This window comes from Pseudomonas sp. NPDC077186 (assembly GCF_044543505.1).
GTDB lineage: Bacteria > Pseudomonadota > Gammaproteobacteria > Pseudomonadales > Pseudomonadaceae > Aquipseudomonas.
In genome coordinates, this window is record NZ_JBITWE010000001.1 from 215,504 (window position 1) to 240,678 (window position 25,175).

The window sequence follows — 25,175 nt, forward strand, 5'->3', positions numbered from 1 at the left end:
AGAGGACAGGACGATGAGCAACCCGAACGTCGCCACCCCGATCCAAGAAACCCTCAAGGCCGCCCGCGCCGCGGCGCTGGTCAAGCACTGGGCAGCGCCGGTGATACTGCCGCTGCTGGGCATCGCGCTGTTTCTGCTGTGCTGGCAGGGCCTGGCCAACAATATCCAGACCAGCCTGGGCCAGTTTCCCGGCCCGCTGCAGGTCTCCGAACAGTTCCAGGGCCTGGTCAGTGCCCATCTACGCGAACAGGACAAGGCCAGCGCCTTCTACGCACGCCAGGAAAAGCGCAACGCCGAGCTGCTGGCGAACAATCCGGAGGCCGAGGTCAGGATTCGCCCCTACACCGGCAAGCCGACCTTCGTGCAGCAGATCTTCACCAGCCTGTATACGGTAATGGCCGGCTTCGCCATCGCCTCGCTGATCGCCATCCCCTTAGGCATCGTCTGCGGCTTGAGCAAGACCATCTACACCGCCGTCAACCCGCTGATCCAGGTGTTCAAGCCGGTCTCGCCGCTGGCCTGGCTGCCCCTGGTGACCATGCTGGTCAGCGCCCTGTATGTCAGCGACGACCCGCTGTTCGCCAAGTCCTTCCTCACCTCGGCCTTCACCGTGGCGCTGTGCTGCCTGTGGCCGACGGTGATCAACACCACGGTCGGCGTGGCCGGCATCGACCAGGACCTGAACAACGTGAGCAAGGTACTGCGCCTGTCGCCCTTGACCCACGTGCGGCGCATCGTCCTGCCGGCCGCCCTGCCGATGATCTTCACCGGCCTGCGCCTATCGCTCGGTACCGGCTGGATGGTGCTGATCGCCGCCGAAATGCTGGCGCAGAACCCGGGCCTGGGTAAGTTCATCTGGGACGAGTTCCAGAACGGCAGCTCCGATTCCCTCGGCCGGATCATGGTGGCGGTGATCGTCATCGGCCTGATCGGCTTCGCCCTCGACCGTTTGATGCTCCTGCTCCAGCGCCTGTTCAGCTGGGACAAGAACGCCGTACTGCGCTAATCCGGAGACCCTTCATGAGCCATACACACCTCGAACTGACCGGCGTGGGCATCGACTTCCCCACCGACAAGGGCCTGTTCTGCGCCCTCTCGAACGTCAACCTGAAGATCGCCAAGGGCGAGTTCGTCTCGCTGATCGGCCATTCCGGCTGCGGCAAGTCCACCGTGCTCAACATAGTCGCCGGGCTGTACCAGGCCACCACCGGCGGTGTCATCCTCGACGGCCGCGAAGTGGACGAGCCCGGTCCGGAGCGCGCCGTGGTGTTCCAGAACCACAGCCTGCTGCCCTGGCTGTCCTGCTATCAAAACGTCGAACTGGCGGTACGCCAGGTGTTCCAGGGCAAGAAGTCCCGCCACGAGATGCGCGACTGGATCGAACACAACCTAGCCCTGGTACATATGACCCACGCCAGGGACAAGCGCCCCAGTGAGATCTCTGGCGGCATGAAGCAGCGCATCGGCATCGCCCGCGCCCTGGCCATGCAGCCCAAGGTGCTGCTGATGGACGAGCCCTTCGGCGCCCTCGACGCCCTGACCCGCGCCCACCTGCAGGACTCGCTGATGGAGATCCACGCCGAACTGGGCAACACGGTGATCATGATCACCCACGACGTCGACGAGGCAGTGCTGCTCTCCGACCGTATCGTGATGATGAGCAACGGCCCGGCGGCCACCGTCGGCGATATCCTCAAGGTGGAGCTGGCGCGCCCGCGCGAGCGCATGGCCCTGGCCCACGACAACCGCTACCACGAGTACCGCGCCGCGGTGCTGGAGTTCCTCTACCAGCGCCAGCAGCGCCCGGCCGCCTGACCAGGGCAGCAACCGCTCTGCCACGCTGGTCGGAGCGGTTGAACCAATGGCCGAACGGACACACGAAGAGAGGCTCCCCCCTCGACCAAGGAATGCCCGTGCTCGACCTCACCACCTGGAACCTCTCGATCCCCACCGACCCCAGCCCCACCACCATCAGCACCGCGCGGCTGAACAACGGCTACCAGAGCCAGTACCTGCGCCGCAACGCCGACGGCAGCCTGACCTTCTGGGTGCCGGTGACCGGCTCCACCACCGCCGACGCCAGCTACCCGCGTAGCGAACTGCGCGAGACGCAGAGCGACGGCAGCCTGAGCAACTGGCTGCACGCCAGCGCCGACAGCTACCTCAGCGCGGTGCTGCGGGTCGACCAGGTGCCGAGCAAGAACAAGGTGGTGATCGGCCAGATCCACAGCAAGGACGAGCCCGGCAGCCACAACGATCCGCTGCTCAAGCTGCAGTACCACTATCGCCGCGGCGTCGGCCGCCTGGAACTGCTGCTGCGCGAGAAACCCGGCGACAGCCAGGTGCAGAACATTCTGCTGGCGGACAACGTGCAACTGGGCGAGCGCTTCGGCTACGACCTGCGCGTCACCCCCAGCGGTAGACTCGGCGTCAGCGTGGTCAGCAAGGACGGCGACCAGGGCTCGCTGTACCGCCAGCTCGACCCCGCCTGGAGCACACAGCAGCTGTATTTCAAGGCCGGCGCCTATATCCAGGACAACGAAGGGCCGAGCGACGAGGGCGGCCGGGTGACCTTCTTTCATCTGAACAGCCTGCATCGCTGAGATGCTACGCCGTCATTCAGCCAGCGAATGGCGGCGACTGCCGACACGGCTCACGTAGAATCGTCACTCCTTGCCGCTGCCGAGACGCCCCATGGCCCGCCTGACCCTCGAATTCCCCGAAGACCAGTACTGCTACAGCACCCACCTCACCGTGCGGGTCACCGACATCAACGGCGCCAACCACCTAGGCAACGACTCGATGATCTCGATGATTTCCGAGGCGCGGGCGCGTTTTCTCTACGAGTTCGGCATCCGCGAGACCGACGGCAACGGCACCGGCATCATCGTCACCGACCTGGCCACCACCTACCGCGCCGAGGCCCATGCCCGCGACCAGCTGCTGTTCGAGGTGGGGGTGATGGACTTCAACAGGTACGGCGGCGACATCACCTTCCGCATCAGCCGTCCGGCCGACGGCACGCTGGTGGCCATGGCCAAGTCCGGCTTCGTGTTCTTCGACTACCGCCAGTCCCGGGTGGTGCCGATGCCGGCCGAGTTCGCCGCCAAGTTCCCGCGGGTCAATCGCCTCGACTGAGTCGCCGCGCGCAGCCAGACCGGCGGCAGCCGCCGAGGCAGCGCCTATACTGGCCAGTGACGGCTCCCGCGCCGGGGCCGCCGAGCCCTGACGCCGCGATTTGCAACGCCGTTCGCCACCGGCAGGGCCTCGTGTAGCCAGGCGCGCCCGGAACAGGATGCGGCCCCATGGCGTTTGCAATCGTCTTGATACTGCTGGTGATCGCCTCGGTGCTGTTTCACCTGCTCAGCCCCTGGCAGGCCACCGAGGCGGCGTCCAACTGGGTGTCCATCGACACCGCGCTGCTGATCACCCTGCTCATCACCGGGCTGTTCTTCGTCGCGGTGTGCCTGTTCATGGTCATCGCCATCGTCCGCTTCCGCCACAAGGCGGGACGCCGGGCGGCCTACCAGCCGGAAAGCAAGAAACTCGAATGGTGGCTGTTCGGCATTACCAGCCTGGGCATCGTCGCCCTGCTGGCCCCCGGCCTGGTGGTCTACGACGATTTCGTGCGGGTGCCCGCCGAGGCCCACGAGGTGGAGGTGGTGGCCCAGCAATGGCAGTGGGCCTACCGTTTCCCCGGGGCCGACGGTCGCCTCGGCCGCTCCGCCATCAAATGGGTCGAGCCGCGCAACCCCTTCGGCCTCGACCCCGGCGATCCGGCCGCGGCGGACGACGTGCTGGTCCAGGGCGGCGAGCTGCGCCTGCCGCTGGATCAACCGGTGAAGGTGCTGCTGCGCTCCAAGGACGTGCTGCACAACTTCTACGTGCCGCAGATCCGCGCCAAGATGGACATGGTGCCGGGCATGGTTTCCTACTTCTGGTTCACCCCGACCCGCCTGGGCCGCTACGAGGTGCTCTGCGCCGAGTATTGCGGCGTGGCCCACTTCAACATGCGCGGGCGCCTGATCGTCGAGGAGGCCGCAGCCTTCGAGCAGTGGCTGGCCGCCCAGCCGACCTTCGCCCAGAGCCTGCGCGCCGCGCCGCCGAGCGCCGCCAGCTTGCTGGACAAGGGCCGCCAGCTGGCGCAGAACCTCGGCTGCCTGGCCTGCCACAGCCTCGACGGCAGCGCCAACCTGGCACCGACCTGGCAGGGCCTGTACGGCAGCACCCGGCAACTGGCCGACGGTAGCAGCCTGCAGGCCGACGAGGCCTACCTGCGCGAATCCATCCTCGCCCCGCAGGCCAAGCTGGTGCAGGGTTTTCCGCCGGTGATGGTGGCCTACCGCCTGAACGAGGAGGAACTGGCCGCCCTGCTCGCCCTGATCCAATCGCTGAGCGACAAGGCCCCGGCCAGCGAGCACGACGCTGCCAGCCCGGCCGAACAGGGCCGCGCGCTGGCCGCCAGCCTGGGCTGCCTGGCCTGCCACAGCCTCGACGGCAGCGCCGGCATCGGCCCGAGCTGGCGCGGGCTGTACGGCAGCCCCCGGGATTTCGTCGACGGCAGCACGGCCCGGGCCGATGCGGCCTATATTGAAGAGGCGATACGCCAACCCAACGCCCAGGTGGTGCAGGGCTATGCCGCGATCATGCCGGTCCTGGCCGTCGACGCGGCGCAGCTCGAGGCGCTGACCGCCTTTATCGCCTCCCTCGCCGCCGATGCCGACGAGGCCGCGGATCCCTCGCCCTGAGCCCCCTGCAGGAGGATGACGCGATGGCCTATGCGCACCAAGCCGAAAGCGCGGCCCTGCACGAGCCGCGCAGCTTCCTGACGCGCTATATCTGGAGCCAGGACCACAAGGTCATCGCCATCCAGTACGCACTGACGGCGATCTTCGTCGGCCTGATCGCCCTGGTGCTGTCGGGGCTGATGCGCCTGCAGATCGGCTTTCCCGGCAGCCTGGAGTTCATGGACGCCAGCACCTATTACCAGGCCATGACCCTGCACGGCATGATCATGGTCATCTACCTGCTCACCGCGCTGTTTCTCGGCGGCTTCGGCAACTACCTGATCCCGCTGATGGTCGGCGCGCGGGACATGGTGTTCCCCTACGTCAACATGCTCAGCTACTGGTTCTACCTGCTCTCGGTGCTGGTGCTGCTGGCCAGCTTCTTCGTTCCCGGCGGCCCCACCGGCGCCGGCTGGACCCTCTATCCGCCGCAGGCGATCACCGCCGGCACCCCGGGCACCGACTGGGGCATAGTGCTGATGCTGGTGTCGCTGGCGATCTTCATCGTCGCCGCCACCATGGGCGGCCTCAACTACGTGACCACGGTGCTGCAGGCACGCACCCACGGCATGACCCTGATGCGCATGCCGCTGTCGGTGTGGGGCATCTTCATGGCCTCGATCCTCGCCCTGCTGGCGTTCCCGGCGCTGCTGGTCAGCGCGGTGATGATGCTGTTCGACAGCCTGCTCGGCACCAGCTTCTTCATGCCGGCGATCATCTCCCTCGGCCAGCCGCTGGAGCACGAGGGCGGCAGCCCGATCCTGTTCCAGCACCTGTTCTGGTTCTTCGGCCACCCGGAGGTGTACATCGTCGCCCTGCCCGCCTTCGGCCTGGTCTCCGACCTGATCAGCACCCACGCGCGCAAGAACATCTTCGGCTACCGCATGATGGTCTGGGCCATAGTCGCCATCGGCGTGCTGAGCTTCGTGGTGTGGGCGCACCACATGTACGTCAGCGGCATGAACCCCTACTTCGGCTTCTTCTTCGCCATCACCACGCTGATCATCGCCGTGCCCACCGCGCTGAAGGTGTACAACTGGGTGCTGACCCTGTGGCAGGGCGACATCCACCTGACCGTGCCCATGCTGTTCGCCCTGGCCTTTATCCTCACCTTCCTGGTCGGCGGCCTGACCGGGCTGTTCCTCGGCAACGTGATAGTCGACATCCCGCTGTCGGACACCTATTTCGTGGTCGCCCACTTCCACATGGTCATGGGCGTGGCGCCGATCCTGGTGGTGTTCGGCGCCATCTACCACTGGTACCCGAAGATCACCGGGCGGCTGCTCGACGACCGCCTCGGCCAGCTGCATTTCTGGATCACCTTCCTCGGCACCTACGCCATCTACTTCCCCATGCACTACCTGGGGTTTCTCGGCATGCCGCGGCGCTACTACGCCTTCGACGACTACGAGTTCATCCCGCAGTCGGCGCAGGACCTCAACGCCTTCATCACCGTCGCCGCCCTGGTGGTCGGCGTCGCCCAGCTGCTGTTCCTGTTCAACCTGTTCTGGAGCCTGGCCAAGGGCAAGCCCGCCGGCGCCAACCCCTGGCGCGCCGCCAGCCTGGAATGGCAGACCCCGCAGACCCCGCCGGTGCACGGCAACTGGGGCGCCCGCCTGCCGGTGGTGCACCGCTGGGCCTACGACTACAGCGTGCCGGGGGTGGAGCAGGACTTCGTGCCGCAGACGGTGTCGGACGAGGAGCTGCAGCGGATGAAGAACGCAGCGACGGAGCACAGGCCATGAACCGGCTCTTGCTGCGCGACGGCGAGGAACTCGGCCCCGGCGGCTGGCCGCAGCCTGCGGAGACGACGCCGGCCGAGCGCCTGCACACCGCCCGGGTCGGCCTGCGCCTGCTGCTGGCGGCGATCAGCTCACTGTTTCTGCTGTTCCTGCTGGCGTTGCTGATGCGCTCGCAGGTCGGGGACTGGCAGCCCTTGACCGACCCACTGGCGCCGCTGGCGCAGCCCTGGCCGCTGTGGGGCAACAGCGCCGTGCTGCTCGTCGCCAGCCTGTGCCTGCAGATCGCCCGGCTGGCCGCGCGGCGCTCGCGAATGGCGACCAGCCAGCTGGCCTTCGCCGCCGGCGGGCTGCTGGCGCTGGTGTTTCTCCTCGGCCAGCTGTGGTTCTGGCAACGCGTCGCCGCCTGGGGCTATCCGCTCGCCGGCAACCCGGCCAACAGCTTCTTCTACCTACTCACCGGCCTGCACGGCCTGCACCTGCTCGGCGGCCTGGCGGTCTGGGCCTGGGCCCTGGCCACGCGGCTGCGCCGGCCGCAGGCCTTCGCCGTCGCCGTGGAGCTCTGCGCCAGCTACTGGCACTACCTGCTGGGGCTGTGGCTGCTGCTGTTCGCCGTGCTCACCAGCAGCCCGCAGACCTACCAGGCCATCGCCGCCTTCTGCGGCCTGAGGTGAAACGCCATGGCCAGTCGCCGCGAACACCCCACACCGGACACCGCCACGCCGCCCTGGCAGGCAGTCGCCGCCGACTGGGCAGCGGACAAGGAGGCCTTCCACCAGGTGCCCTGGGGCAAGGCGATGATGTGGATCTTCCTGCTCAGCGACACCTTCGTCTTCACCTGCTTTCTCACCGGCTACATGGCGGTGCGCATGACCACCACCGAGCCCTGGCCGAACACCAGCGAGGTGTTCGCCCTGACCATCGCCGGGCAGAGCATCCCGCTGATCCTGATCGCCATCATGACCTTCGTATTGATCAGCAGCAGCGGCACCATGGCCATGGCGGTCAACTACGCCTACCGTCGCGAACGCGGTCGCACCGCCGCGCTGATGCTGGCCACCGCCCTCGGTGGCGTGGCCTTCGTCGGCATGCAGGCGTTCGAATGGAGCAAGCTGATCGAGGAAGGCGTCAGGCCCTGGGGCAACCCCATGGGCGCCGCCCAGTTCGGCGCCAGCTTCTTCATGATCACCGGTTTCCACGGCCTGCACGTGTCGATCGGCGTGCTCTACCTGTGCATCATCGCCTGGAAGGTCTGGCGCGGGGCCTACGAGCGCTCCGGCAACTACCAGAACGTCGAGATCGCCGGGCTGTACTGGCACTTCGTCGACCTGGTGTGGGTATTCATCTTCGCCTTCTTCTACCTCTGGTGAGGGACTCGCCATGGCCCAGACCCAGCAGCATCCGATCGGCCTGTACCTGAAGATCTGGGGGCTGCTGTTCGTGCTCAGCACCCTCTCCTACCTGGTCGACTACTTCCACCTCGCCGGCTACCTGCGCTGGTCGCTGATCCTGCTGTTCATGCTGCTCAAGGCCGGGCTGATCGTCGCCATCTTCATGCACATGGCCTGGGAGCGCCTGGCCATGGTCTACGCCATCCTGCTGCCGCCGCTGTGCTTGCTGGTGCTGGTGGGGCTGATGGCGAGCGAGGCGAACTACGTGTTCCTCAGCCGCGTGCTGTTCTTCGACCAGGGGTAAGCGCCCGACGCGCCGTGAGCGGCCGGGCGGACAGCGACTGGCTAGTTCAGATGGTGCGCTTGAACTGGTGCCAGCGCTGCAGCCAGGCGACTATCCAGTGCGGCGCCGCCTCGCCGGTGCCGGCGTCGCTCAGACGCGGATGATGACCGACCACCTGGGCCAGCAGCGGCTCCTGTTCCGGCTCGACATCGACGAAGAACACGTGCTTGCCGTCTTTCAGGTACTGGCGGAAGCGGCGGAAATGCGCGTTGGGCACCTGGATGCCGAAGAAGCCGCCCTCCCAGGTGCAGAAGCCGAACAGCACGATGGCCAGGAAGATGAACGGCATCCAGCCCGCGGCGCTGGCCGTCCAGCCCAGCCAATAGGCGCCGAGCAGCACCGCGGCGGCCAGCACCAGGCCGATCAGCGCGCCGATCTCGCCGGAGTGCACCACGTCCTGCTTCATGAACGAGGGCACGTCGTGCAGGTGGTGATGCTCCACCTCGGCGTCCTGTTCGCTGAGCACGTGAATCTGTTCGGTGCTGATGCCTTGGGCTTCCAGTTCCTGCTCGACACGCTCGAGCTCGTCCAGGTTGTCGCTGATGTAGTAGTGCCGATTCATGACCCACCTCCCATCTCGCTTTGCCATGCTGCCGAGCGTCCCGCAGGCGCCGCCGGGTAGGCGGCTCGCCAGGCGGCGATCTGTCTATTTTTTGATCAGGATTGCAGTATAGCACCGCCGTTTTTTTCGCCCGCAGACGCCGGACCACGGGCGATTGCGCGATTCTTGCAGCCGTCGCCGTGACAACCGGCCATTCGTCTGCTACGCCTAGGGCAGAACAGCAAGAAAGGGGGGATTCGTCATGTCTACGAGCTATCGCCGCGCGCGCCAGGCCGGTCTGTTGAGCAACCTGCTGGCGCTGGCCCTGCTGACCCTGCCGCTGCCGACGCACGCCACCGGCGCCGCGCTCGCCGCAGCCGAACCGCGCAGCCTGGTCGCCGCCGCCCGCGACTGAGCCGCTCGACACCCGCAACGCCCCGTCCAGGTGCATGCCGCCGCGCCTGCGCCTCCTTTTGCGGCAGCCAGCCGCCAGCGCAACGCCCGCGACCCCGCACCGCCAGGCCCATTGGCAATTGGCGCGGCTCTTGCTTAGACCCTGCACAAGGTAGCCAACGGCGGCCGCCTCCCTCACGACAAAGACGTCGCCTCACCTCGCCTCAACGGCCTGCGGTGAAGCGGCGTTTTTTTTCGTGTTCGCCCCAGTGTCCGGGGCCGGCGCAGGCGTCGCGATCCGAACCTGCACTGCAATCGTTCAACCCTGCTGTGGCCTCGGCCGCAGGGCCGCGCGCCACAAGTGCGCGGCCTCCCCGGCAGGCGCGGCCGCCGTGTCCACGACCACGGTCTGTCGCGCCGGGCCGGGCCCCTTCTCGCTGATGAGGTGATCGATGAATACAAGTTTCTGGAAAGCCGGCCACGCCCCCACCCTGTTCGCCGCCTTCCTCTATTTCGACCTGAGCTTCATGGTCTGGTACCTGCTCGGCCCGCTGGCGGTGCAGATCGCCACCGACCTCGAGCTCAACGCCCAGCAGCGCGGCCTGATGGTGGCCACGCCGATTCTCGCCGGCGCCGTGCTGCGCCTGCTGATGGGCTTTCTCGCCGACCGCCTGTCGCCGAAGACCGCCGGCCTGCTCGGCCAGGTGGTGGTGATAGTCGCGCTGTTCTGCGCCTGGCAGATCGGCATCGGCAGCTACGAGCAGGCGCTGCTGCTCGGCCTGTTCCTCGGTTTCGCCGGCGCCGCCTTCGCCGTGGCCCTGCCGCTGGCCTCGCAGTGGTACCCGCCGCAGCACCAGGGCAAGGCCATGGGCATCGCCGGCGCCGGCAACTCCGGCACCGTCCTGGCGGCGCTGTTCGCCCCCGGCCTGGCCGCGCTGTCCGGCTGGCAGAACGTGTTCGGCTGGGCGCTGATCCCGCTGCTGGCGACCCTGGTGATCTTCGCCCTGGTCGCCAGGAACGCGCCGGAACGGCCCAAGGCCAAGGCCTTCGGCGACTACCTCAAGGCCCTCGGCGACCGCGACAGCTGGTGGTTCATGTTCTTCTACAGCGTCACCTTCGGCGGCTTCATCGGCCTGGCCAGCGCCCTGCCCGGCTACTTCAGCGACCAGTACGGGCTGAACCCGGTGACCGCCGGCTACTACACCGCCGCCTGCGTCTTCGCCGGCAGCCTGCTGCGCCCGCTCGGCGGCGCCCTGGCCGACCGCATCGGCGGTATCCGCTCGCTGCTGATGATGTACACCATCGCCTCGCTGTGCATCGCCGCGGTGGGCTTCAACCTGCCCAGTTCGACCGCCGCCCTGGCCCTGTTCGTCGCCGCCATGCTCGGCCTCGGCGCCGGCAACGGCGCGGTGTTCCAGCTGGTACCGCAGCGCTTTCGCAAGGAAATCGGCGTGATGACCGGGCTGATCGGCATGGCCGGCGGCGTCGGCGGCTTCTTCCTCGCCGCCGGCCTGGGCACCATCAAGCAGCACACCGGCGACTACCAACTCGGCCTGTGGCTGTTCGCCAGCCTCGGCGTGCTGGCCTGGGTCGGCCTGCACGGGGTCAAGCAACGCTGGCGCACCACCTGGGGCAGCGCCGCGGTGACCGCGGCACGGGTGTAAGCGAACCTTCGGCGATTAGCGCCCTTCGTAGGGTGCGCCATGCGCACCAGCAATTCGCGTCGAGCGCTGGTGCGCGCGGCGCACCCTACGATCCGAAGCGTTGAGGCAAAGGCGGGACCGAGCGGCCGCGCGGCATTGCACTGGTCAGGAAAAGCGGGTGAAGTCGGCAACGACCAACTCGTGCCGCGGGCTTCGGCCCCGCCTTTGCCTCAGCCCTTCCCCGAATAAACGATCTGCGGAAACCACTCCATGGCCCTGCAACTGAGCATCGGCGAAACCAGCGCCACCGGCCCGCGTAGCGAGAACCAGGACGCCCTGCGCGTGGTCACCCCGGCGCCGGCCCTGGCCGCCAGCAAGGGCTACCTGCTGGGCCTGGCCGATGGCGTCAGTCAGTGCGCCGACGGCGGCCTGGCCGCGCGCGCCACCCTGCAGGCGCTGGCCCTGGACTACTACTCCACCCCGGAAACCTGGCCGGTACAGCACAGCCTGGACCGCCTGCTGATCGCGCACAACCGCTGGCTGCAAGCCAACGGCGGCGGTCAGCCGCTGCTCACCACCCTCACCGCCCTGGTGCTGCGCGGCCGCCGCTACACCCTGGCGCATATCGGCGACAGCCGCGCCTACCTGTGGCGCGATGGCCAGTTGCTGCGCCTGACCGAGGACCACGTGTGGGAACAGCCGGGCATGCAGCACGTGCTCAAGCGCGCCATGGGCCTGGATCAGCACCTGGTGGTGGACTACCGCGACGGCGAGCTGCAGGCCGGCGACCGCTTCCTGCTGGTCAGCGACGGCGTCTGGGCCTGCCTCAGCGACAAACGCATCGGCGAACTGCTGCAGCAAGACGACGACGCCCAGGCGACCTGCCAGGCGCTGGTCGGCGAGGCCCACCGCGCCGGCAGCCAGGACAACGCCAGCGCCCTGCTGGTGCACGTCGAGCAGTTGCCCGAGGCGGCGCTGGCCGACACCCTGGCCCAGCTCGAGCACTGGCCGCTGCCGCCGCGCCTGCGCGACGGCCAGGAGTTCGAGGGCTGGCAGGTCGACGACCTGCTCGGCGAATCGCGCCAGTCGCTGATCTACCGGGTGCGCGACGCGGACAACCAACCCTGGCTGCTCAAGACCCTGCCGCCCAGCCGCGCCGGCGAAGAGCAGGCCGGCCCGGCGCTGCTGCAGGAGGAATGGTTCCTGCGCCGCGTCGCCGGCCGCCACTTCCCCGAGCAGCATGCCCTGCCGCTGCGCCAGCACCTCTATTACGTGCAGCGCGAGTATGCCGGCCAGACCCTGGCCGCACGCCTGCAACAGCACGGCCCACTGAGTCTGGCCGACTGGCAGGACCTGGCGCCACGCCTGATCAAGGCCCTCGGCCTGCTGCACCGGCGCAATATCCTGCACCGCGACATCAAGCCGGAGAACCTGCTGCTCGGCGACGACGGCGAACTGCGCGTACTCGACTTCGGCCTGGCCTACTGCCCCGGCCTGACCCGCGACGAAGCGCACAGCCTGCCCGGCACGCCCAGCTATATCGCCCCGGAGGCCTTCGCCGGCAGCCCGCCCAGCGCGCAACAGGATCTCTACGCCGCCGGTGTGACCCTCTACCACCTGCTCACCGGCCATTACCCCCATGGCGAGGTCGAGGCCTTCCAGCACCCGCGCTTCGGCCAACCGGTGCCGGCCAGCCGCTACCGCCCGGATCTGCCGGCCTGGCTCGACGAGGTCTTGAACCGCGCGGTGGCCGCCGCCCCGGCGCAGCGCTTCGAAACCGCCGAGGAATGGCTGCTGGCCCTGGAAAGCGGCGAGCGCCAGTCCATCGGCAGCCGCCCGCGGCCGCTGCTGGAGCGCGAGCCGCTGGTGGTCTGGCGCACGGTGGCCTTGGTGTCGCTGCTGCTCAACCTGCTGCTGGCGCTGCTGCTGCTCAAATAGCCAAGCGCGCACCAAAGCAGCGCAAACCGCCTCGCAAAGGTGCACGAGCATGCTCGACAGAGGTCGGCAAGTGCCTGAAAAGCCTGAAAAACCGTGATTTTGTAAAGTTGGCACAGGCGCTGCATTGCAACTGCCACGAGTTAAATAAAGCGCGACCTTCAACGAAGAGGGCTGCACTTCCCGATAGAACGGGACCTGGACAAAGGCGTCCTCGCTAGGTGACTAGCGGGACGCCTTTTTTGTTTTTTCTTTTCTACCGTGATTTTTCAGGAGATGGCCGGCATGCAAAAACTCAAGCTGGTGATGATCGGCAACGGCATGGCGGGTGTGCGCACCCTCGAGGAGCTGCTCAAGCTCGCCCCCGATCTCTACGACATCACCGTGTTCGGCGCCGAGCCGCACCCCAACTACAACCGCATCCTGCTCTCGCCGGTGTTGGCCGGTGAGCAGACCTTCGAGGAGATCGTGCTCAACGATCTCAGCTGGTACGCGGAAAACGACATCAAGCTGCTGCTGGGGCGCAAGGCGGTCAAGATCGACCGCAAGAAGCGCCTGGTGATCGCCGACGACGGCAGCGAGGCCGAGTACGACCGCCTGCTCATCGCCACCGGTTCCAACCCCTTTATCCTGCCGATCCCGGGCAAGGACCTGGCCGGGGTGATCGGCTACCGCGACATCGCCGACACCCAGACCATGATGGACACCGCCAAGACCCACAAGCACGCCGTGGTCATCGGCGGCGGCCTGCTCGGCCTGGAAGCAGCCAACGGCCTCAAGCTGCGCGGCATGGACGTCACCGTGGTGCACCTCGGCGACTGGCTGCTGGAACGCCAGCTCGATCGCACCGCTGGCGAGCTGCTGCAGAAATCCCTGGAAGACCGCGGCCTGAAGTTCCTCCTGCCCAAGCACACCGCCGAACTGCTGGACAACGGCGAAGGCCGCGTCTGCGCGGTGAAGTTCAAGGACGGCGAAGTGATTCCCGCCGACCTGGTGGTGATGGCCGCCGGCATCCGCCCCAACAGCGAGCTGGCCGAGCAGTCCGGTATCGCCTGCAACCGCGGCATCCTGGTCAACGATACCATGCAGACCTATGACCCGCGCGTCTACGCCATCGGCGAATGCGCCAGCCACCGCGGCATCGCCTACGGCCTGGTGGCGCCGCTGTTCGAGCAGGCCAAGGTCTGCGCCAACCATCTGGCCCAGCTCGGCTTCGCCCGCTACCAGGGCTCGGTGACCTCGACCAAGCTCAAGGTCACCGGCATCGACCTGTTCTCCGCCGGGGAATTTATGGGCGGCGAAGGCACCGAGACCATCACCCTCTCCGACCCTATCGGCGGCGTCTACAAGAAGCTGGTGATCAAGGACGACGTGCTGGTCGGCGCCTGCCTGTATGGCGACACCGCCGACGGCGGCTGGTACTTCCGCCAGATCCGCGAGAACCACAACGTCGGCGAGATCCGCGACCACCTGATGTTCGGCGAAGGCGCCATCGGCGACGTCGGCCACCAGGGCGCCGACAAGACCGCGAACATGCCCGACAGCATGGAGATCTGCGGCTGCAACGGCGTGTGCAAGGGCAGCATCGTCAAGGCCATCCAGGAAAACGGCCTGTTCTCCGTCGACGAGGTCAAGAAGCACACCAAGGCCGGCAGCTCCTGCGGCTCCTGTGTCGGCCTGGTCGAGCAGATCCTGATCAGCACCGTCGGCGGCGCCGCCGACGTCAAGCCCAAGAGCGAGAAGGCCATCTGCGGCTGCAGCGACTTCAACCACGGGCAGATCCGCAAGGCGATCCGCGAGCAGCACCTGACCTCCATGGCGCAGACCATGGAATTCCTCAACTGGAGCACGCCCAACGGCTGCGCCACCTGCCGTCCGGCGCTCAACTACTACCTGATCTCCACCTGGCCGGGCGAGGCCAAGGACGATGCGCAGTCGCGCCTGATCAACGAACGCGCCCACGCCAATATCCAGAAGGACGGCACCTACTCGGTGGTGCCGCGCATGTGGGGCGGCGTGACTAACCCGTCCGAGCTGCGCCGCATCGCCGATGTGGCCGACAAGTACAAGGTGCCCATGGTCAAGGTCACCGGCGGCCAGCGTATCGACCTCTTGGGAATCAAGAAGGAAGACCTGCCGGCGGTGTGGAAGGAGCTGGACATGCCCTCCGGCCACGCCTACGGCAAGTCCATCCGCACGGTGAAGACCTGCGTCGGTAGCGAGTTCTGCCGCTTCGGTACGCAGAACTCCACCCAGCTCGGTATCGACCTGGAGCACGATCTGTTCAACATGTGGTCGCCGCACAAGGTCAAGCTGGCGGTCTCCGGCTGCCCGCGCAACTGCGCCGAGGCCGGCATCAAGGACGTCGGCATCATCGGCGTGGATTCGGGCTTCGAGCTGTACATCGGCGGCAACGGCGGGATCAAGACCGAGGTGGCGGAGTTCTTCGTCAAGGTCAAGACCGCCGAGGAAGTGCGCGAGTACAACGCCGCCTTCCTCCAGCTGTACCGCGAGGAGGCCTTCTATCTCGAGCGCACCGTGCACTACATGCAGCGCGTCGGCATGGAGCACATCAAGAAGGCGGTGCTGGAAGACGAAGCCAACCGCAAGGCCCTGGCCGCGCGCCTGCACTACGCCCTGTCGTTCGAACAGGACCCGTGGAAGGAGCGCATCGAAACGCCGCAACTGAAGAAAGAGTTCGACACCATCAAGGTCGTGCAAATCGAGGAGGCCACCGTATGAACTGGCTGGATATCTGCGCCCTGGACGAGATCAACGTGCTCGGCTCGCGCATCGTCAACGGTCCCAAAGGCGATATCGCCATCTTCCGTACCGCCGCCGACGAGGTCTTCGCCCTCGACGACCGCTGCCCGCACAAGGGCGGCCCGCTGTCCCAGGGTCTGATCTACGGCAAGCGCGTGGCCTGCCCGCTGCACAACTGGCAGATCGAGCTGGAGTCCGGCGAGGCCGTGGCGCCGGATGTGGGCTGCGCCCATCGACACCATGCCAAGGTGGAGAGCGGCCGCGTGTTGCTGGCATTCGCGCAACGCAACTAGTCCGCCCCGTGGGAGGCGCTTCAGCGGCGACTGTCGCGGCTAAAGCCCCTCCCACCCTTTCCCCCGCTTGCGCTAGGAATTGCGAACATGGCCAGCCCCACTCAAGTCACCGCCTCCACCTGCTGCTACTGCGGCGTGGGCTGCGGCGTGCTGATCGAGCACGACGGCGAGCAGATCCTCGGCGTCGCCGGCGACCCCAGCCACCCGGCCAACTTCGGCAAGCTGTGCAGCAAGGGTTCGACCCTGCACCTGACCGGCGACCTCGACGCCCGCGCCCTGTACCCCGAGCTGCGCCTGGGCAAGGGCCTGGCCCGTTCGCGCACGGACTGGGACAGCGCCCTGGACCACGCCGCGGCGGTGTTCGCCGAGACCATCCGCGAGCACGGCCCGGACAGCGTGGCCTTCTACATCTCCGGCCAGCTGCTGACCGAGGATTACTACGCCTTTAACAAGCTGGCGAGAGCGTTGGTGGGTACGCATAACATCGACTCCAACTCGCGGCTATGCATGTCCAGCGCGGTGGTGGGCTACAAGCGCAGCCTCGGCGCCGACGCCCCGCCCTGCAGCTACGAAGATATCGAGCAGAGCGACTGCCTGCTGATCGCCGGCTCCAACATGGCCTACGCCCATCCGGTGCTGTTCCGCCGCCTGGAGGAAGCCAAGGCCAGGCGTCCCGAGATGCAGATCATCGTCGTCGACCCGCGGCGCACCGACACCTGCGAGCTGGCCGATCTGCACCTGGCGATCCTGCCCGGCACCGACGTCGCGCTGTTCCACGGCATCCTGCATATCCTGCTGTGGGAAGGCTGGGTCGACCGCCGCTATATCGACGCCCATACCGAAGGCTTCGAGGCGCTGAAGAACCTGGTGCGCGACTACAGCCCGGCGGCCACCGCCGATATCTGCGGCATCAGCCTGGACGCCCTGCAGCGCTGCGCCGAACTGATCGGCCGCGCGCCGTCGTTCCTCTCGCTGTGGTGCATGGGGCTCAATCAGTCCTCATCCGGCAGCGCGAAGAACAGCGCGCTGATCAACCTGCACCTGGCCACCGGGCAGATCGGCAAGCCCGGCGCCGGCCCCTTCTCCCTGACCGGCCAGCCCAACGCCATGGGCGGCCGCGAGACCGGCAGCCTGAGCAACCTGCTGCCGGGCCATCGCGAGGCCGGCAACGCCGAGCACCGCGCCGAAGTCGCCGCCTACTGGGGCGTCGACGCGCTGCCGGAGACGCCCGGTCTGTCCGCCATCGAACTGTTCGATGCGCTGCACGACGGGCGTATCAAGGCGCTGTGGATCGCCTGCACCAACCCGGCACAGTCGCTGCCGAACCAGAACAAGGTGCACGAGGCCCTGGCCGCCTGCCCCTTCGTCGTGGTGCAGGAAGCCTTCTTCACCACCGAGACCTGCCGCTACGCCGACCTGCTGCTGCCCGCCGCCAGCTGGGGCGAGAAGGAAGGCACGGTGACCAACTCCGAGCGCCGCGTCAGCCATGTGCGCCGCGCCGTGCCAGCGCCCGCAGAGGCGCGGCCCGATTGGTCGATCACCTGCGACTTCGCCCGTCGCCTGGAAACTTTGCTCCGCCCCGGCCTGCCCAGCCTGTTCGATTTCGCCGACAGCGAAGCGCTGTTCGAGGAATACAAGCACCTGACCGCCCAGCGCGACCTCGACCTCTCGGGGCTGAGCTACGCGCTGCTCGACGACCAAGGTCCCCAGCAATGGCCGTTCCCGGCCGGCGCCTATCAGGGAACGGCGCGGCTCTATGCCGACGGCCGCTTCCCCACCGCCAGCGGTCGCGCGCAGTTCCATGCCGACCCGTACCGCGCGCCGAAGGAAAAGCGCGAGGCGCGTTATTCGCTCACCCTCAACACCGGTCGCCTGCGCGACCAGTGGCACGGCATGAGCCGCACCGGCACCGCCGCACGCCTGTTCGGCCACGTCGAGGCCGCCGTGCTCGGCCTGCACCCGGACGAGCTGCGTCGCCGCCGCCTGCAGGACGGCGATCTGGTCAAGCTGCGCAGCCGTCGCGGCAGCCTGATCCTGCCGGTGCAGGCCGACGCGTCGGTACGTCCCGGCCAGGCCTGGCTGCCGATGCACTGGGGCGACCGCTTCCTCAAGGGTCTGGGCACCAACGTGCTGACCCAGCCAGCCTTCGATCCGCTGTCCAAGCAGCCGGAGCTCAAGCACGCCGGCGTCGAGGTGGACAAGGTCGAGCTGCCCTGGCAGCTGTTCGCCCTGGTCGAGGGCGAGGTGCAGAGCCGCTTCGAGGCGCTGCGTCCGCTGTTCGAGGACTTCGCCTACGCCAGCCTGACCCCCACCGGTCGCGAACGCCCCGCCCTGCTGATCCGCGCCGCCAGCGCCGTGGCGCCGCAGCCCGAGCTGCTGGCGCAGATCGACCGCCTGCTGCGCCTGCATCAGGGCCCGGTGCTGGCCTACGACGATCCACGCCGCGCAGTGGGCAAGCGCGTGCGCATCGAGGACGGCCGCATCGTCAGCATCCGCCTGGCCGGCGAAACCGCCGCCAGCGAATGGCTCAGAAGCCTGTGGCTGGACGGTCAGGCCGATGCCGACCTGCGCCGCTGGCTGCTCGCCCCGGTCTCCGCGCCGCCAGGCGACGCTGGCGCCTCGGTGCGCGGCAAGACCCTGTGCAACTGCCTCAACGTCAGCGAAGGCGCGGTGTGCGCCGGCATCAAGCGCGGCCTGGACCTGGACGGCCTCAAGCAGGAGCTCAAGTGCGGCACCAGCTGCGGTTCCTGCGTCCCCGAAATCAAACGCCTGCTGGCTCAGCAGCCAGTGGCGACACAAGCGTAGGGTGCGCTGTGCGCACCGCTGCAAAATAATTCGGTGCGCACAGCGCACCCTACGAGGTAGGCGATATGAATGCGAAAGTCTGGCTGGTGGGCGCTGGCCCTGGCGATCCCGAGCTGCTGACTCTCAAGGCGGTCAAGGCGTTGAACCAGGCCGAAATCGTGATGATCGACGATCTGGTCAACCCGGCCGTGCTCGAGCACTGCCCCGGCGCGCGCATCGTCTCGGTGGGCAAGCGCGGCGGCTGCCGCTCCACCCCGCAGGCCTTTATCCATCGCCTGATGCTGCGCTACGCGCGCCAGGGCAAGTGCGTGGTGCGCCTGAAAGGCGGCGACCCGTGCATCTTCGGCCGCGGCAGCGAGGAAGCCGACTGGCTCGGCACGCACGGCATCGAGGTGGAGCTGGTCAACGGCATCACCGCCGGCCTGGCCGGTGCCACCAACTGCGGCATTCCCCTGACCCTGCGCGGTGTGGCGCGCGGCGTGACCCTGGTCACCGCCCATACCCAGGACGACAGCAGCCTGAACTGGGCGGCCCTGGCCCAGGGCGGCACCACCCTGGTGGTCTATATGGGCGTAGCCAAGCTGGCGGATATCCAGGCCGGCCTGCTCGCCGGCGGCATGAGCGGCGAAATGCCGGTGGCGATGATCGAGAACGCTTCGCTGCCCGAGCAACGCGAATGCCGCAGCCAGCTGGGCGCGATGCAGGACGATGCCACAGCCTTCGCCCTGAAGAGCCCGGCCATCCTGGTGATCGGCGAAGTCGCCCGCACCAGCGCCCAGATCAGCATGCCCCAGCTCCTGCATGCCTGACCGCTTCGCGCTCCTGCGAAGTCGTTGTTTGCCCGCCGCCCCCTCGGCGGGCTTTTTTATTCCAGAAAAGAAAAACCCGGCCGAGGCCGGGTTTTTCTTAGCGCACCAGAAGCATTACTGCTGGATCTGGGCTTCCACTTCGGCTTCAACGCGACGGTTGACGGCGCGGCCAGCGTCGGTGGCGTTGTCGGCTACCGGGCGCGACTCGCCGTAACCGGCGGTGTTCACGCGGCTGCCGTCGACACCGTACTGGTTGACCAGCACGTCGCGAACGGCGTTGGCGCGACGCTCGGACAGACCCTGGTTGTAGGTGTCGCTGCCGACGGAGTCGGTGTGACCTTCAACGGTGGTGGTGGTCTGCGGGTACTGGTTCATGAAGTCGGCCAGGTTCTTGATGTCACCGTAGCTTTCTTCTTTCACGCGGTCCTTGTCGAAGTCGAACTTGACATCCAGCTCGACACGCACGGCTTCCATTACCGGCTCCGGAGCGGGCTCGGGCATCGGCTCGACAGCGGCTACGGGGGCCGGAGCCGGGGCCGGCTTGCTGCCGCCACCGAAGTTCAGACCGACGCCGACGCCGGCTTGCCACTCGGTGTCGCCCTGGTCGATGTTGTACAGAGCGTCGACGCCGGCACGGGCGTAGAACATCTCGGTGAAGTAGTACTTGGCACCGGCACCGGCGATAGCCAGAGTGGAGTGGTCACGGCCGCCGCTGTTGGCGTCGCCGATGCTCTGATGGCCGAAGCCGGCAGACACGTAGGGACGCAGGCCTGCACCCGGCTGACCGAAGTGGTAGAGGGCCTTCAGGTCGGTCAGGTTGCCTTTGATGTTCTTGCTGCCGGCAGCGCCTTCGCCACGCAGGTCGTGGTACTCGCCGTAGGACAGGGCCAGCTCGACATCGTCGGTCAGGTAGTAGCCAATGCTGGCGCCGAACAGGTTGCCTTCATCGTGAGCGAAGTCACGCTGGGTGTCGGCGAAGTAGCGATTGACGAAGCCCTCCACCTCGACAGCGCCTTGGCCTTGCGCCAGCGCGCCGAAGGAAGTTGCGGCAACGAGAGAGCCAATGACTACGCCCAAGGTGTTTTTCAGTTTCATCCGTTAAATCCCCATCTTGGTGGTTAATAAGTCGCCTGAAGTTTCAGTCGGCAACTTGGCGGCGATTTTAGCAGGGTTCGCCCCTCCCTTAGTGGTCGGTTAGCTGAACTAAGTTTCGGCAGTGTCCGAAAATTTGTCGCGCAACCGGTCCAAAGCTCGCTTGTAGCGCATTTTCGTGGCGCTCAAGCCCATATGCATGATGTCGGCGATCTCCTGGAACTCCAGCTCTGCGACAAAACGTAGCACCAGAATTTCCCGATCGATCGGGTTGACGTGTACCAACCAGCGATCCAGACCGCCGCGCTCCTCAACTTTCGGCGTCTTTTCCTCGGACGCCTCTTCCAGCGGATCGAGACTCAGGGCGTCGATCAAACGCCGCTTCCTGCGCTCTTTGCGGTACTGGGTAATGCACTCGTTATAGGTGATGCTGTAGAGCCAGGTCTTGAACTTGGATTTACCCTCGAAGTTCTTCAAACCATAAAGAACTTTCAGCATGACCTCTTGACAGACATCGTCGGCGTCCCTTTCGTTCCCCAGATAACGCGCGCAGACATTGAACAGGGTGCGCTGGTAACGGCGCATGAGTTCTTCATAGGCACGGGTGATGTGGAACAACTCGTCGTGAGCGCGCGCCACCAGCTCCTCATCGGTGAGCTCGCGGGGGTCGTAACGCGTGGGCAAGGTTTGGGCTTTGTTCAAAACAAGTTGGGCCGAGAGTCGGGACGAAAACCGCCCAACAGGCTATACCTGTCGGGCGGCGGCATAAAGTAGCAGGATTGGCGCGTTAGCGACTGTTTACCCGTTGCTCGAGCATCACGCGGTTGGCCACCGAGACCAACTCACCCGCATCGGTTAACAGGATAGTCTTGACCGTGCCGATTTCCTCGATCTGGCCTTCGACCTCACCAACCTGCACTTGTTGCCCGACCTGGTACAACTCGCGCACATAAATGCCGGCCAGGATCTGGCTGGCGATCTCCCGACTGCCCAGCCCCAGGGCCAGCGCCACCGCCAGGCCGACCGAGATCAGCACGATGGCGATGACGTTGTTGAGCAGATCGGTCTTGACCTCCAGCTGACCGATGGCCACCGAAATACTGATGATGATCACCAGGCCCTGGGCCACGCGGCCCAGGCCGTGGGCATAATCCAGGCCGACGCCCTCGGCCGCGCCACGCACCAGGCTGCTGACCAGCTGCGCCAGGAGCACGCCGGCGAGCAGCACCAGGGCCGCGCCGAATACCTTGGGCAAATACAGCGCCAGCACGTCGAGGGTGGCGGAAACCCGCTGCAGGCCGAGCGACTCGGCCGCCGAGACGAGGAAGATCAGCAGCACGAACCAGTAGACGATCTTGCCGATCAGGGTCGACACCGAGGCCTGGATGCCGACGCGCGCCAGCAGTTTGGTCAGCCCGGTGCCCATCATCAGGCGATCCAGCCCGACCTTGCCGAGCAGCTTGGACAGCAGGGTGTCGAGCAGCTTGGCGACGACGAAGCCGAGCAGCACCAGCACCAGGGCGACGAACAGGTTGGGGATGAAGCCGGCGACCTTGGTCCAGAGTGCGGTCATGGCGGCGATCAGGCTTTGGGTCCAGGGGTCGAGTTCCATTTCAATCGGCCTTATCAGCGGAAGCAGGGGAATGGGTACGGCGCGAAACCGGCGCGACATGCGCCGAGCCGTTGTTCAGGGCAATCATCAGGGCTTCGAGCCAGTGGCCCATCAGGCTGAACAGGTCGCCGGCGCCGACCTGACGGTTGGCGGTCTTGAGAACCCGGTGCAGGCAGGCATCGTCGTCATGATCGGACGGCGACGACTTGAGCAAATCGCGTAGGGATTCTTCGAATGGATCGTGCATGCGCACCTCACGGGATGTCACGGCTAGACGCGGCGGCGAGCGGCCAAGTCACACATCACAGCCAGCGCCAGCGGCGGAACAGCCACAGCTGGCCGAGCGCCAGGGTCGCCATCAGGCCGCAGGCGACGAAGAAACCGAGCGGACTCTCTGCGCCGGGTATGCCGCCGACGTTGATGCCCAGCAGGCCGGTGAGGAAGGTCAGCGGCAGGAACAGCCCGGTGATGATGCTGAAGCGGTACATGATGCGGTTCATCCGCTCGCCCAAGCGCCGACTCTCCGCTTCCAGCACCAGGCTGACGCGCTCGCGGACCAGCTCCAGCTCTTCCAGGTAGCGGGTCAGGCGGTTGTTCAGCTCGTTCCAGTAATCGTCGTCGTCCTCGACGAACCAGGGCTGGCGGTTGCGCGCCAGTTGGGCGTAGAGATCGCGCTGTGGCGCCAGGAAACGGCGCAGGCTGGCCGCGCGCCGGCGCACCTGGAGCATCAGGCCGTGTTCGGGACGGTAGCGCTCGTCGGCGTCCAGGCGATCTTCCTCGCCGTCGAGCAGCTCGCCCAATTCGGCGATCAGGTCGTCGACGCGGTCGGTCAGGTAGCGCGCCAGCTCCAGCAGCAGCTCGGACGGGGTTTTCGGCCCCCTGCCCGCCTGCAGGTCCTCGATCAGCGCCTCGGTGGCGCGCAGCGGACGCAGGCGCAGCGAGATGACCCGCCGCGCATCGGCGAAGATGCGCACCGAGACCATGTCCTCGGGCTCGGCGCCGGGGTTGCGGTTGACCCCGCGCAGGAACAGCAGCAGCTCGTCGTCCGGCAGGGGCAGCAGACGCGGCCGGGTGTTTTCCTCGAGCAGCAGGTCGCAGCTGAACTCGTCCAGCCCGCTGTGCGCGCGCAACCAGTGCTGCGCCTGGGGTTGGCTGCGATCCCAGTGCAGCCACAGGCTTTCCTGCTCGGCCAGTTGCAGCCCGTCCAGCTCTTCGCCCGCGATGCTGCGTGCGCCGCCGCGTCCGTCGAGGACGAAGGCGTGCAGCAGGGCCGATTGCTGATCCTGCATGGGCCTTATTCCGGCATGCTCAGGGCGTGCGGGGCGACGATGATGCCGTTGTTGTCGGCATACAGGTACTCGCCCGGGCGGAAGGTCACGCCGCCGAAGGTCACCGCCACGTTGAGGTCGCCGATGCCGCGCTTGTCGGTCTTCATCGGGTGGCTGGCCAGGGCCTGCACGCCCAGTTCGGTCTGGGCGATCACGTCGACGTCGCGGATGCAGCCGTACACCACTATGCCTTCCCAGCCGTTCTTGGCCGCCTTCTCGGCGAGCATGTCGCCGAGCAGGGCACGACGCAGCGAACCGCCGCCGTCCACCACCAGCACCTTGCCCTGGCCCGGCAGGTCGACCTGCTCCTTGACCAGCGAGTTATCCTCATGGCACTTGACGGTGACCATCTGGCCGCCGAAGGAGTCGCGACCGCCGTAGTTGGCGAACATCGGCTCGACCACCTGCACCAGCTCCGGGTAGGCGTCGCACAGGTCGGGGGTGATGTAGTGCATGGCAAAACTCCTTTCAGCAATGGATTAATCAGGCGTGTGACGGCCCAGCACCGATGCAACACCATCGTAGAACGCTTTCGGCCAGAACGACCCGGCACCATGGACGTTCACCGCACGTCGCAACGACGAACACGCAAGACAGGCAAGGCCGATAAATGACCACAAGCCTTTATCGCGTCATATCTTAACGGCATGCGCGCGGCGAAGGAACGCCTGCGCCGCCTCAAGCCCCCGTTGCAGAAGGCTGCTCGGCGAAACCGGCAGGCAGCTGCAGGTGGTTCAGCCAGTACTCGGCCAGCGGCCAGACCTCGCGCTGCGCCTCCTTGCTGACCAGCATCTCGACATGCCCGTAGTCGCTGGAGAAACCGCCCTGCTTGCTCAGCAGGAGAAACTGCTGCGGCGCCGCCGCGCATTGCTGCAGCAGCTTGCGGCAGGCCCAGGGCGGGTCCTGGCGGTCGCCGGCGGCGGCCACCGCCAGCAGCGGAATCGTCATGTTCGCCAGCCCCGCCCACCAATCCTGCTCGCGGTCGCCGAAGCGGCCGAACAGGCCGTGCCAGCGCAGGCTCTCCAGGGCGATGCCGATGGGTTCGTCCTCCGGGCCCTGCTTCATCCGCCGCCCGGAAATATAGGGCAGGCCCTTGAGCAGCAGACGCCCGCCCCACTCCACCGGCGGCAGCTTGAGCGGCCAGTGGATGCGGCTGATCTGGCTGCCGAACAGCGCCGCCGAGCGCACCTGCCGGGCGTCCAGGTAGCCGCCGCCGAGCGCCGCGGCCAGGGTGATGCCGCCCAGGGAATGACCTATCCAGTGGGCGACCTGCCCGTTCTGTTCGGCGACGAAGGCGGCGATGGCCGGCAGGTCGTGGCGCACGTACTGCGCCACGCTGTTGTAGCGATAGCCTTCGTTGCGCGGCGACAGGCCGTGGCCGCGCATCTCGGCGATCCACACATCGAAGCCGGCACGCGCCAGGTACGCGCCCAGGCCGACGCCCCTGGGCGAGTACCAGAAGCGCCGGTTGGAGAAGCTGCCATGCAGCAGCACCACCGGCACTCCGCGTGCATCTTCGGCACCGGCCAGGCCGAGACGGGTCAGGGCCAGCTCGACGCTGGGATCCGGGCTGTTGTTGGGTTTGACGAGGTAGACGTCCTCACTGAGATCGCCGCGCAATTCGGCACTGATCAGGGCGACGGGGAAAAGCTCACTGCTGCTTTGCATGAATCGGATGACCGGAAGCGCTTACACCAAATG

General features: G+C 66.8%; 24 protein-coding genes. 16 read left to right on the top strand and 8 right to left on the bottom strand.

What is annotated here, in order from left to right; translation table 11 throughout:
• Positions 1-13: 13 nt before the first annotated feature.
• The 9 genes from ACIGKL_RS00995 to ACIGKL_RS01035 all read left to right on the top strand — a co-directional run bounded on the left by ACIGKL_RS00995 (position 14) and on the right by ACIGKL_RS01035 (position 8,221).
• Entirely contained in the window at positions 14-1,006 is a 993-nt protein-coding gene (locus tag ACIGKL_RS00995; RefSeq protein ID WP_397484874.1) for an ABC transporter permease, read from the top strand.
• Between the two features lie 14 nt (positions 1,007-1,020).
• Positions 1,021-1,815 carry an ABC transporter ATP-binding protein gene (locus tag ACIGKL_RS01000; RefSeq protein WP_397484875.1) on the top strand — a complete coding sequence of 265 codons (795 nt, stop codon included), beginning with the start codon at positions 1,021-1,023 and terminating at the stop codon, positions 1,813-1,815.
• 98 nt (positions 1,816-1,913) lie between these two features.
• A complete protein-coding gene (locus ACIGKL_RS01005; protein WP_397484876.1) occupies positions 1,914-2,603 on the top strand; it encodes a polysaccharide lyase family 7 protein in 690 nt (229 codons plus the stop codon).
• A 91-nt stretch (positions 2,604-2,694) separates the two neighbouring features.
• A complete protein-coding gene (locus tag ACIGKL_RS01010) occupies positions 2,695-3,138 on the top strand; it encodes a thioesterase family protein (RefSeq protein WP_397484877.1) in 444 nt (147 codons plus the stop codon).
• A gap of 167 nt (positions 3,139-3,305) precedes the next feature.
• Complete coding sequence (locus ACIGKL_RS01015; RefSeq protein ID WP_397484878.1) at positions 3,306-4,748, top strand: c-type cytochrome; 1,443 nt, start codon at positions 3,306-3,308, stop codon at positions 4,746-4,748.
• A 23-nt stretch (positions 4,749-4,771) separates the two neighbouring features.
• Entirely contained in the window at positions 4,772-6,532 is a 1,761-nt protein-coding gene (gene ctaD / locus ACIGKL_RS01020; RefSeq protein ID WP_397484879.1) for a cytochrome c oxidase subunit I, read from the top strand.
• Positions 6,529-7,200, top strand: coding sequence for a cytochrome c oxidase subunit 3 (locus ACIGKL_RS01025; RefSeq protein ID WP_397484880.1), 672 nt, complete (start codon positions 6,529-6,531; stop codon positions 7,198-7,200). Before ctaD ends, ACIGKL_RS01025 begins: the two co-directional genes overlap by 4 nt.
• 6 nt (positions 7,201-7,206) lie before the next feature.
• Positions 7,207-7,896, top strand: coding sequence for a heme-copper oxidase subunit III family protein (locus ACIGKL_RS01030; protein ID WP_397484881.1), 690 nt, complete (start codon positions 7,207-7,209; stop codon positions 7,894-7,896).
• Between the two features lie 10 nt (positions 7,897-7,906).
• Positions 7,907-8,221, top strand: coding sequence for a cytochrome C oxidase subunit IV family protein (locus tag ACIGKL_RS01035; RefSeq protein ID WP_397484882.1), 315 nt, complete (start codon positions 7,907-7,909; stop codon positions 8,219-8,221).
• Between the two features lie 46 nt (positions 8,222-8,267).
• Here the strand turns inward: ACIGKL_RS01035 and ACIGKL_RS01040 are convergent, their stop codons facing one another.
• Positions 8,268-8,822, bottom strand: coding sequence for a magnesium transporter (locus ACIGKL_RS01040; protein ID WP_397484883.1), 555 nt, complete (start codon positions 8,820-8,822; stop codon positions 8,268-8,270).
• Positions 8,823-9,063: 241 nt separating this feature from the next.
• On the opposite strand from ACIGKL_RS01040, the gene ACIGKL_RS01045 reads away from it, so the two are divergent.
• From ACIGKL_RS01045 to cobA, 7 genes are all read left to right on the top strand, one after another.
• A complete protein-coding gene (locus ACIGKL_RS01045) occupies positions 9,064-9,216 on the top strand; it encodes a hypothetical protein (protein ID WP_397484884.1) in 153 nt (50 codons plus the stop codon).
• A 430-nt stretch (positions 9,217-9,646) separates the two neighbouring features.
• Complete coding sequence (locus ACIGKL_RS01050; RefSeq protein ID WP_397484885.1) at positions 9,647-10,858, top strand: nitrate/nitrite transporter; 1,212 nt, start codon at positions 9,647-9,649, stop codon at positions 10,856-10,858.
• A 249-nt stretch (positions 10,859-11,107) separates the two neighbouring features.
• The gene (locus ACIGKL_RS01055; RefSeq protein WP_397484886.1) at positions 11,108-12,775 is read left to right on the top strand and encodes a protein kinase; all 1,668 of its coding nucleotides are present in this window, start codon (positions 11,108-11,110) and stop codon (positions 12,773-12,775) included.
• A 282-nt stretch (positions 12,776-13,057) separates the two neighbouring features.
• Complete coding sequence (gene nirB, locus ACIGKL_RS01060; RefSeq protein WP_397484887.1) at positions 13,058-15,514, top strand: nitrite reductase large subunit NirB; 2,457 nt, start codon at positions 13,058-13,060, stop codon at positions 15,512-15,514.
• Positions 15,511-15,828 (top strand): nitrite reductase small subunit NirD, encoded by a 318-nt coding sequence (nirD, locus tag ACIGKL_RS01065; protein ID WP_397484888.1) that lies wholly within the window; start codon positions 15,511-15,513, stop codon positions 15,826-15,828. The genes nirB and nirD overlap by 4 nt, the downstream gene beginning before the upstream one ends.
• Before the next feature lie 87 nt (positions 15,829-15,915).
• Positions 15,916-18,633 carry a molybdopterin-dependent oxidoreductase gene (locus ACIGKL_RS01070; RefSeq protein WP_397484889.1) on the top strand — a complete coding sequence of 906 codons (2,718 nt, stop codon included), beginning with the start codon at positions 15,916-15,918 and terminating at the stop codon, positions 18,631-18,633.
• Positions 18,634-18,698: 65 nt separating this feature from the next.
• Entirely contained in the window at positions 18,699-19,442 is a 744-nt protein-coding gene (gene cobA, locus ACIGKL_RS01075; protein ID WP_397484890.1) for a uroporphyrinogen-III C-methyltransferase, read from the top strand.
• Between the two features lie 114 nt (positions 19,443-19,556).
• Here cobA and ACIGKL_RS01080 read toward each other — a convergent pair whose 3' ends face one another.
• The 7 genes from ACIGKL_RS01080 to ACIGKL_RS01110 all read right to left on the bottom strand — a co-directional run bounded on the left by ACIGKL_RS01080 (position 19,557) and on the right by ACIGKL_RS01110 (position 25,142).
• Positions 19,557-20,537 (bottom strand): OmpA family protein, encoded by a 981-nt coding sequence (locus ACIGKL_RS01080; RefSeq protein WP_397484891.1) that lies wholly within the window; start codon positions 20,535-20,537, stop codon positions 19,557-19,559.
• A 108-nt stretch (positions 20,538-20,645) separates the two neighbouring features.
• Positions 20,646-21,236: an RNA polymerase sigma factor SigX gene (gene sigX, locus ACIGKL_RS01085; RefSeq protein WP_397484892.1), complete on the bottom strand. Its 591-nt coding sequence runs from the start codon at positions 21,234-21,236 to the stop codon at positions 20,646-20,648.
• A gap of 85 nt (positions 21,237-21,321) precedes the next feature.
• Positions 21,322-22,146 carry a mechanosensitive ion channel domain-containing protein gene (locus tag ACIGKL_RS01090; protein ID WP_021443662.1) on the bottom strand — a complete coding sequence of 275 codons (825 nt, stop codon included), beginning with the start codon at positions 22,144-22,146 and terminating at the stop codon, positions 21,322-21,324.
• Between the two features lies 1 nt (position 22,147).
• Positions 22,148-22,399, bottom strand: coding sequence for a CrfX protein (locus tag ACIGKL_RS01095; RefSeq protein WP_397486227.1), 252 nt, complete (start codon positions 22,397-22,399; stop codon positions 22,148-22,150).
• A gap of 49 nt (positions 22,400-22,448) precedes the next feature.
• Positions 22,449-23,435: a zinc transporter ZntB gene (locus ACIGKL_RS01100; RefSeq protein WP_397484893.1), complete on the bottom strand. Its 987-nt coding sequence runs from the start codon at positions 23,433-23,435 to the stop codon at positions 22,449-22,451.
• A 5-nt stretch (positions 23,436-23,440) separates the two neighbouring features.
• Positions 23,441-23,929 (bottom strand): ribonuclease E activity regulator RraA, encoded by a 489-nt coding sequence (rraA, locus tag ACIGKL_RS01105; protein WP_397484894.1) that lies wholly within the window; start codon positions 23,927-23,929, stop codon positions 23,441-23,443.
• 223 nt (positions 23,930-24,152) lie between these two features.
• Positions 24,153-25,142 (bottom strand): alpha/beta fold hydrolase, encoded by a 990-nt coding sequence (locus ACIGKL_RS01110; RefSeq protein ID WP_397484895.1) that lies wholly within the window; start codon positions 25,140-25,142, stop codon positions 24,153-24,155.
• Positions 25,143-25,175 lie beyond the last annotated feature (33 nt).

Excerpts from the sequence above, each read along its gene's own strand:
- nirD (WP_397484888.1), top strand. The coding sequence starts at position 15,511 with ATGAACTGGCTGGATATCTGCGCCCTGGACGAGATCAACGTGCTCGGC.
- ACIGKL_RS01015 (WP_397484878.1), top strand. The coding sequence starts at position 3,306 with ATGGCGTTTGCAATCGTCTTGATACTGCTGGTGATCGCCTCGGTGCTG.
- ACIGKL_RS01055 (WP_397484886.1), top strand. The coding sequence starts at position 11,108 with ATGGCCCTGCAACTGAGCATCGGCGAAACCAGCGCCACCGGCCCGCGT.
- ACIGKL_RS01110 (WP_397484895.1), bottom strand. The coding sequence starts at position 25,142 with ATGCAAAGCAGCAGTGAGCTTTTCCCCGTCGCCCTGATCAGTGCCGAA.
- ACIGKL_RS01090 (WP_021443662.1), bottom strand. The coding sequence starts at position 22,146 with ATGGAACTCGACCCCTGGACCCAAAGCCTGATCGCCGCCATGACCGCA.
- ACIGKL_RS01000 (WP_397484875.1), top strand. The coding sequence starts at position 1,021 with ATGAGCCATACACACCTCGAACTGACCGGCGTGGGCATCGACTTCCCC.
- ACIGKL_RS01080 (WP_397484891.1), bottom strand. The coding sequence starts at position 20,537 with ATGAAACTGAAAAACACCTTGGGCGTAGTCATTGGCTCTCTCGTTGCC.
- ACIGKL_RS01040 (WP_397484883.1), bottom strand. The coding sequence starts at position 8,822 with ATGAATCGGCACTACTACATCAGCGACAACCTGGACGAGCTCGAGCGT.
- ACIGKL_RS01070 (WP_397484889.1), top strand. The coding sequence starts at position 15,916 with ATGGCCAGCCCCACTCAAGTCACCGCCTCCACCTGCTGCTACTGCGGC.
- ACIGKL_RS01035 (WP_397484882.1), top strand. The coding sequence starts at position 7,907 with ATGGCCCAGACCCAGCAGCATCCGATCGGCCTGTACCTGAAGATCTGG.
- ACIGKL_RS01010 (WP_397484877.1), top strand. The coding sequence starts at position 2,695 with ATGGCCCGCCTGACCCTCGAATTCCCCGAAGACCAGTACTGCTACAGC.
- rraA (WP_397484894.1), bottom strand. The coding sequence starts at position 23,929 with ATGCACTACATCACCCCCGACCTGTGCGACGCCTACCCGGAGCTGGTG.
- nirB (WP_397484887.1), top strand. The coding sequence starts at position 13,058 with ATGCAAAAACTCAAGCTGGTGATGATCGGCAACGGCATGGCGGGTGTG.
- ACIGKL_RS01045 (WP_397484884.1), top strand. The coding sequence starts at position 9,064 with ATGTCTACGAGCTATCGCCGCGCGCGCCAGGCCGGTCTGTTGAGCAAC.
- ctaD (WP_397484879.1), top strand. The coding sequence starts at position 4,772 with ATGGCCTATGCGCACCAAGCCGAAAGCGCGGCCCTGCACGAGCCGCGC.
- ACIGKL_RS01025 (WP_397484880.1), top strand. The coding sequence starts at position 6,529 with ATGAACCGGCTCTTGCTGCGCGACGGCGAGGAACTCGGCCCCGGCGGC.
- ACIGKL_RS01100 (WP_397484893.1), bottom strand. The coding sequence starts at position 23,435 with ATGCAGGATCAGCAATCGGCCCTGCTGCACGCCTTCGTCCTCGACGGA.
- ACIGKL_RS00995 (WP_397484874.1), top strand. The coding sequence starts at position 14 with ATGAGCAACCCGAACGTCGCCACCCCGATCCAAGAAACCCTCAAGGCC.
- ACIGKL_RS01050 (WP_397484885.1), top strand. The coding sequence starts at position 9,647 with ATGAATACAAGTTTCTGGAAAGCCGGCCACGCCCCCACCCTGTTCGCC.
- ACIGKL_RS01030 (WP_397484881.1), top strand. The coding sequence starts at position 7,207 with ATGGCCAGTCGCCGCGAACACCCCACACCGGACACCGCCACGCCGCCC.
- cobA (WP_397484890.1), top strand. The coding sequence starts at position 18,699 with ATGAATGCGAAAGTCTGGCTGGTGGGCGCTGGCCCTGGCGATCCCGAG.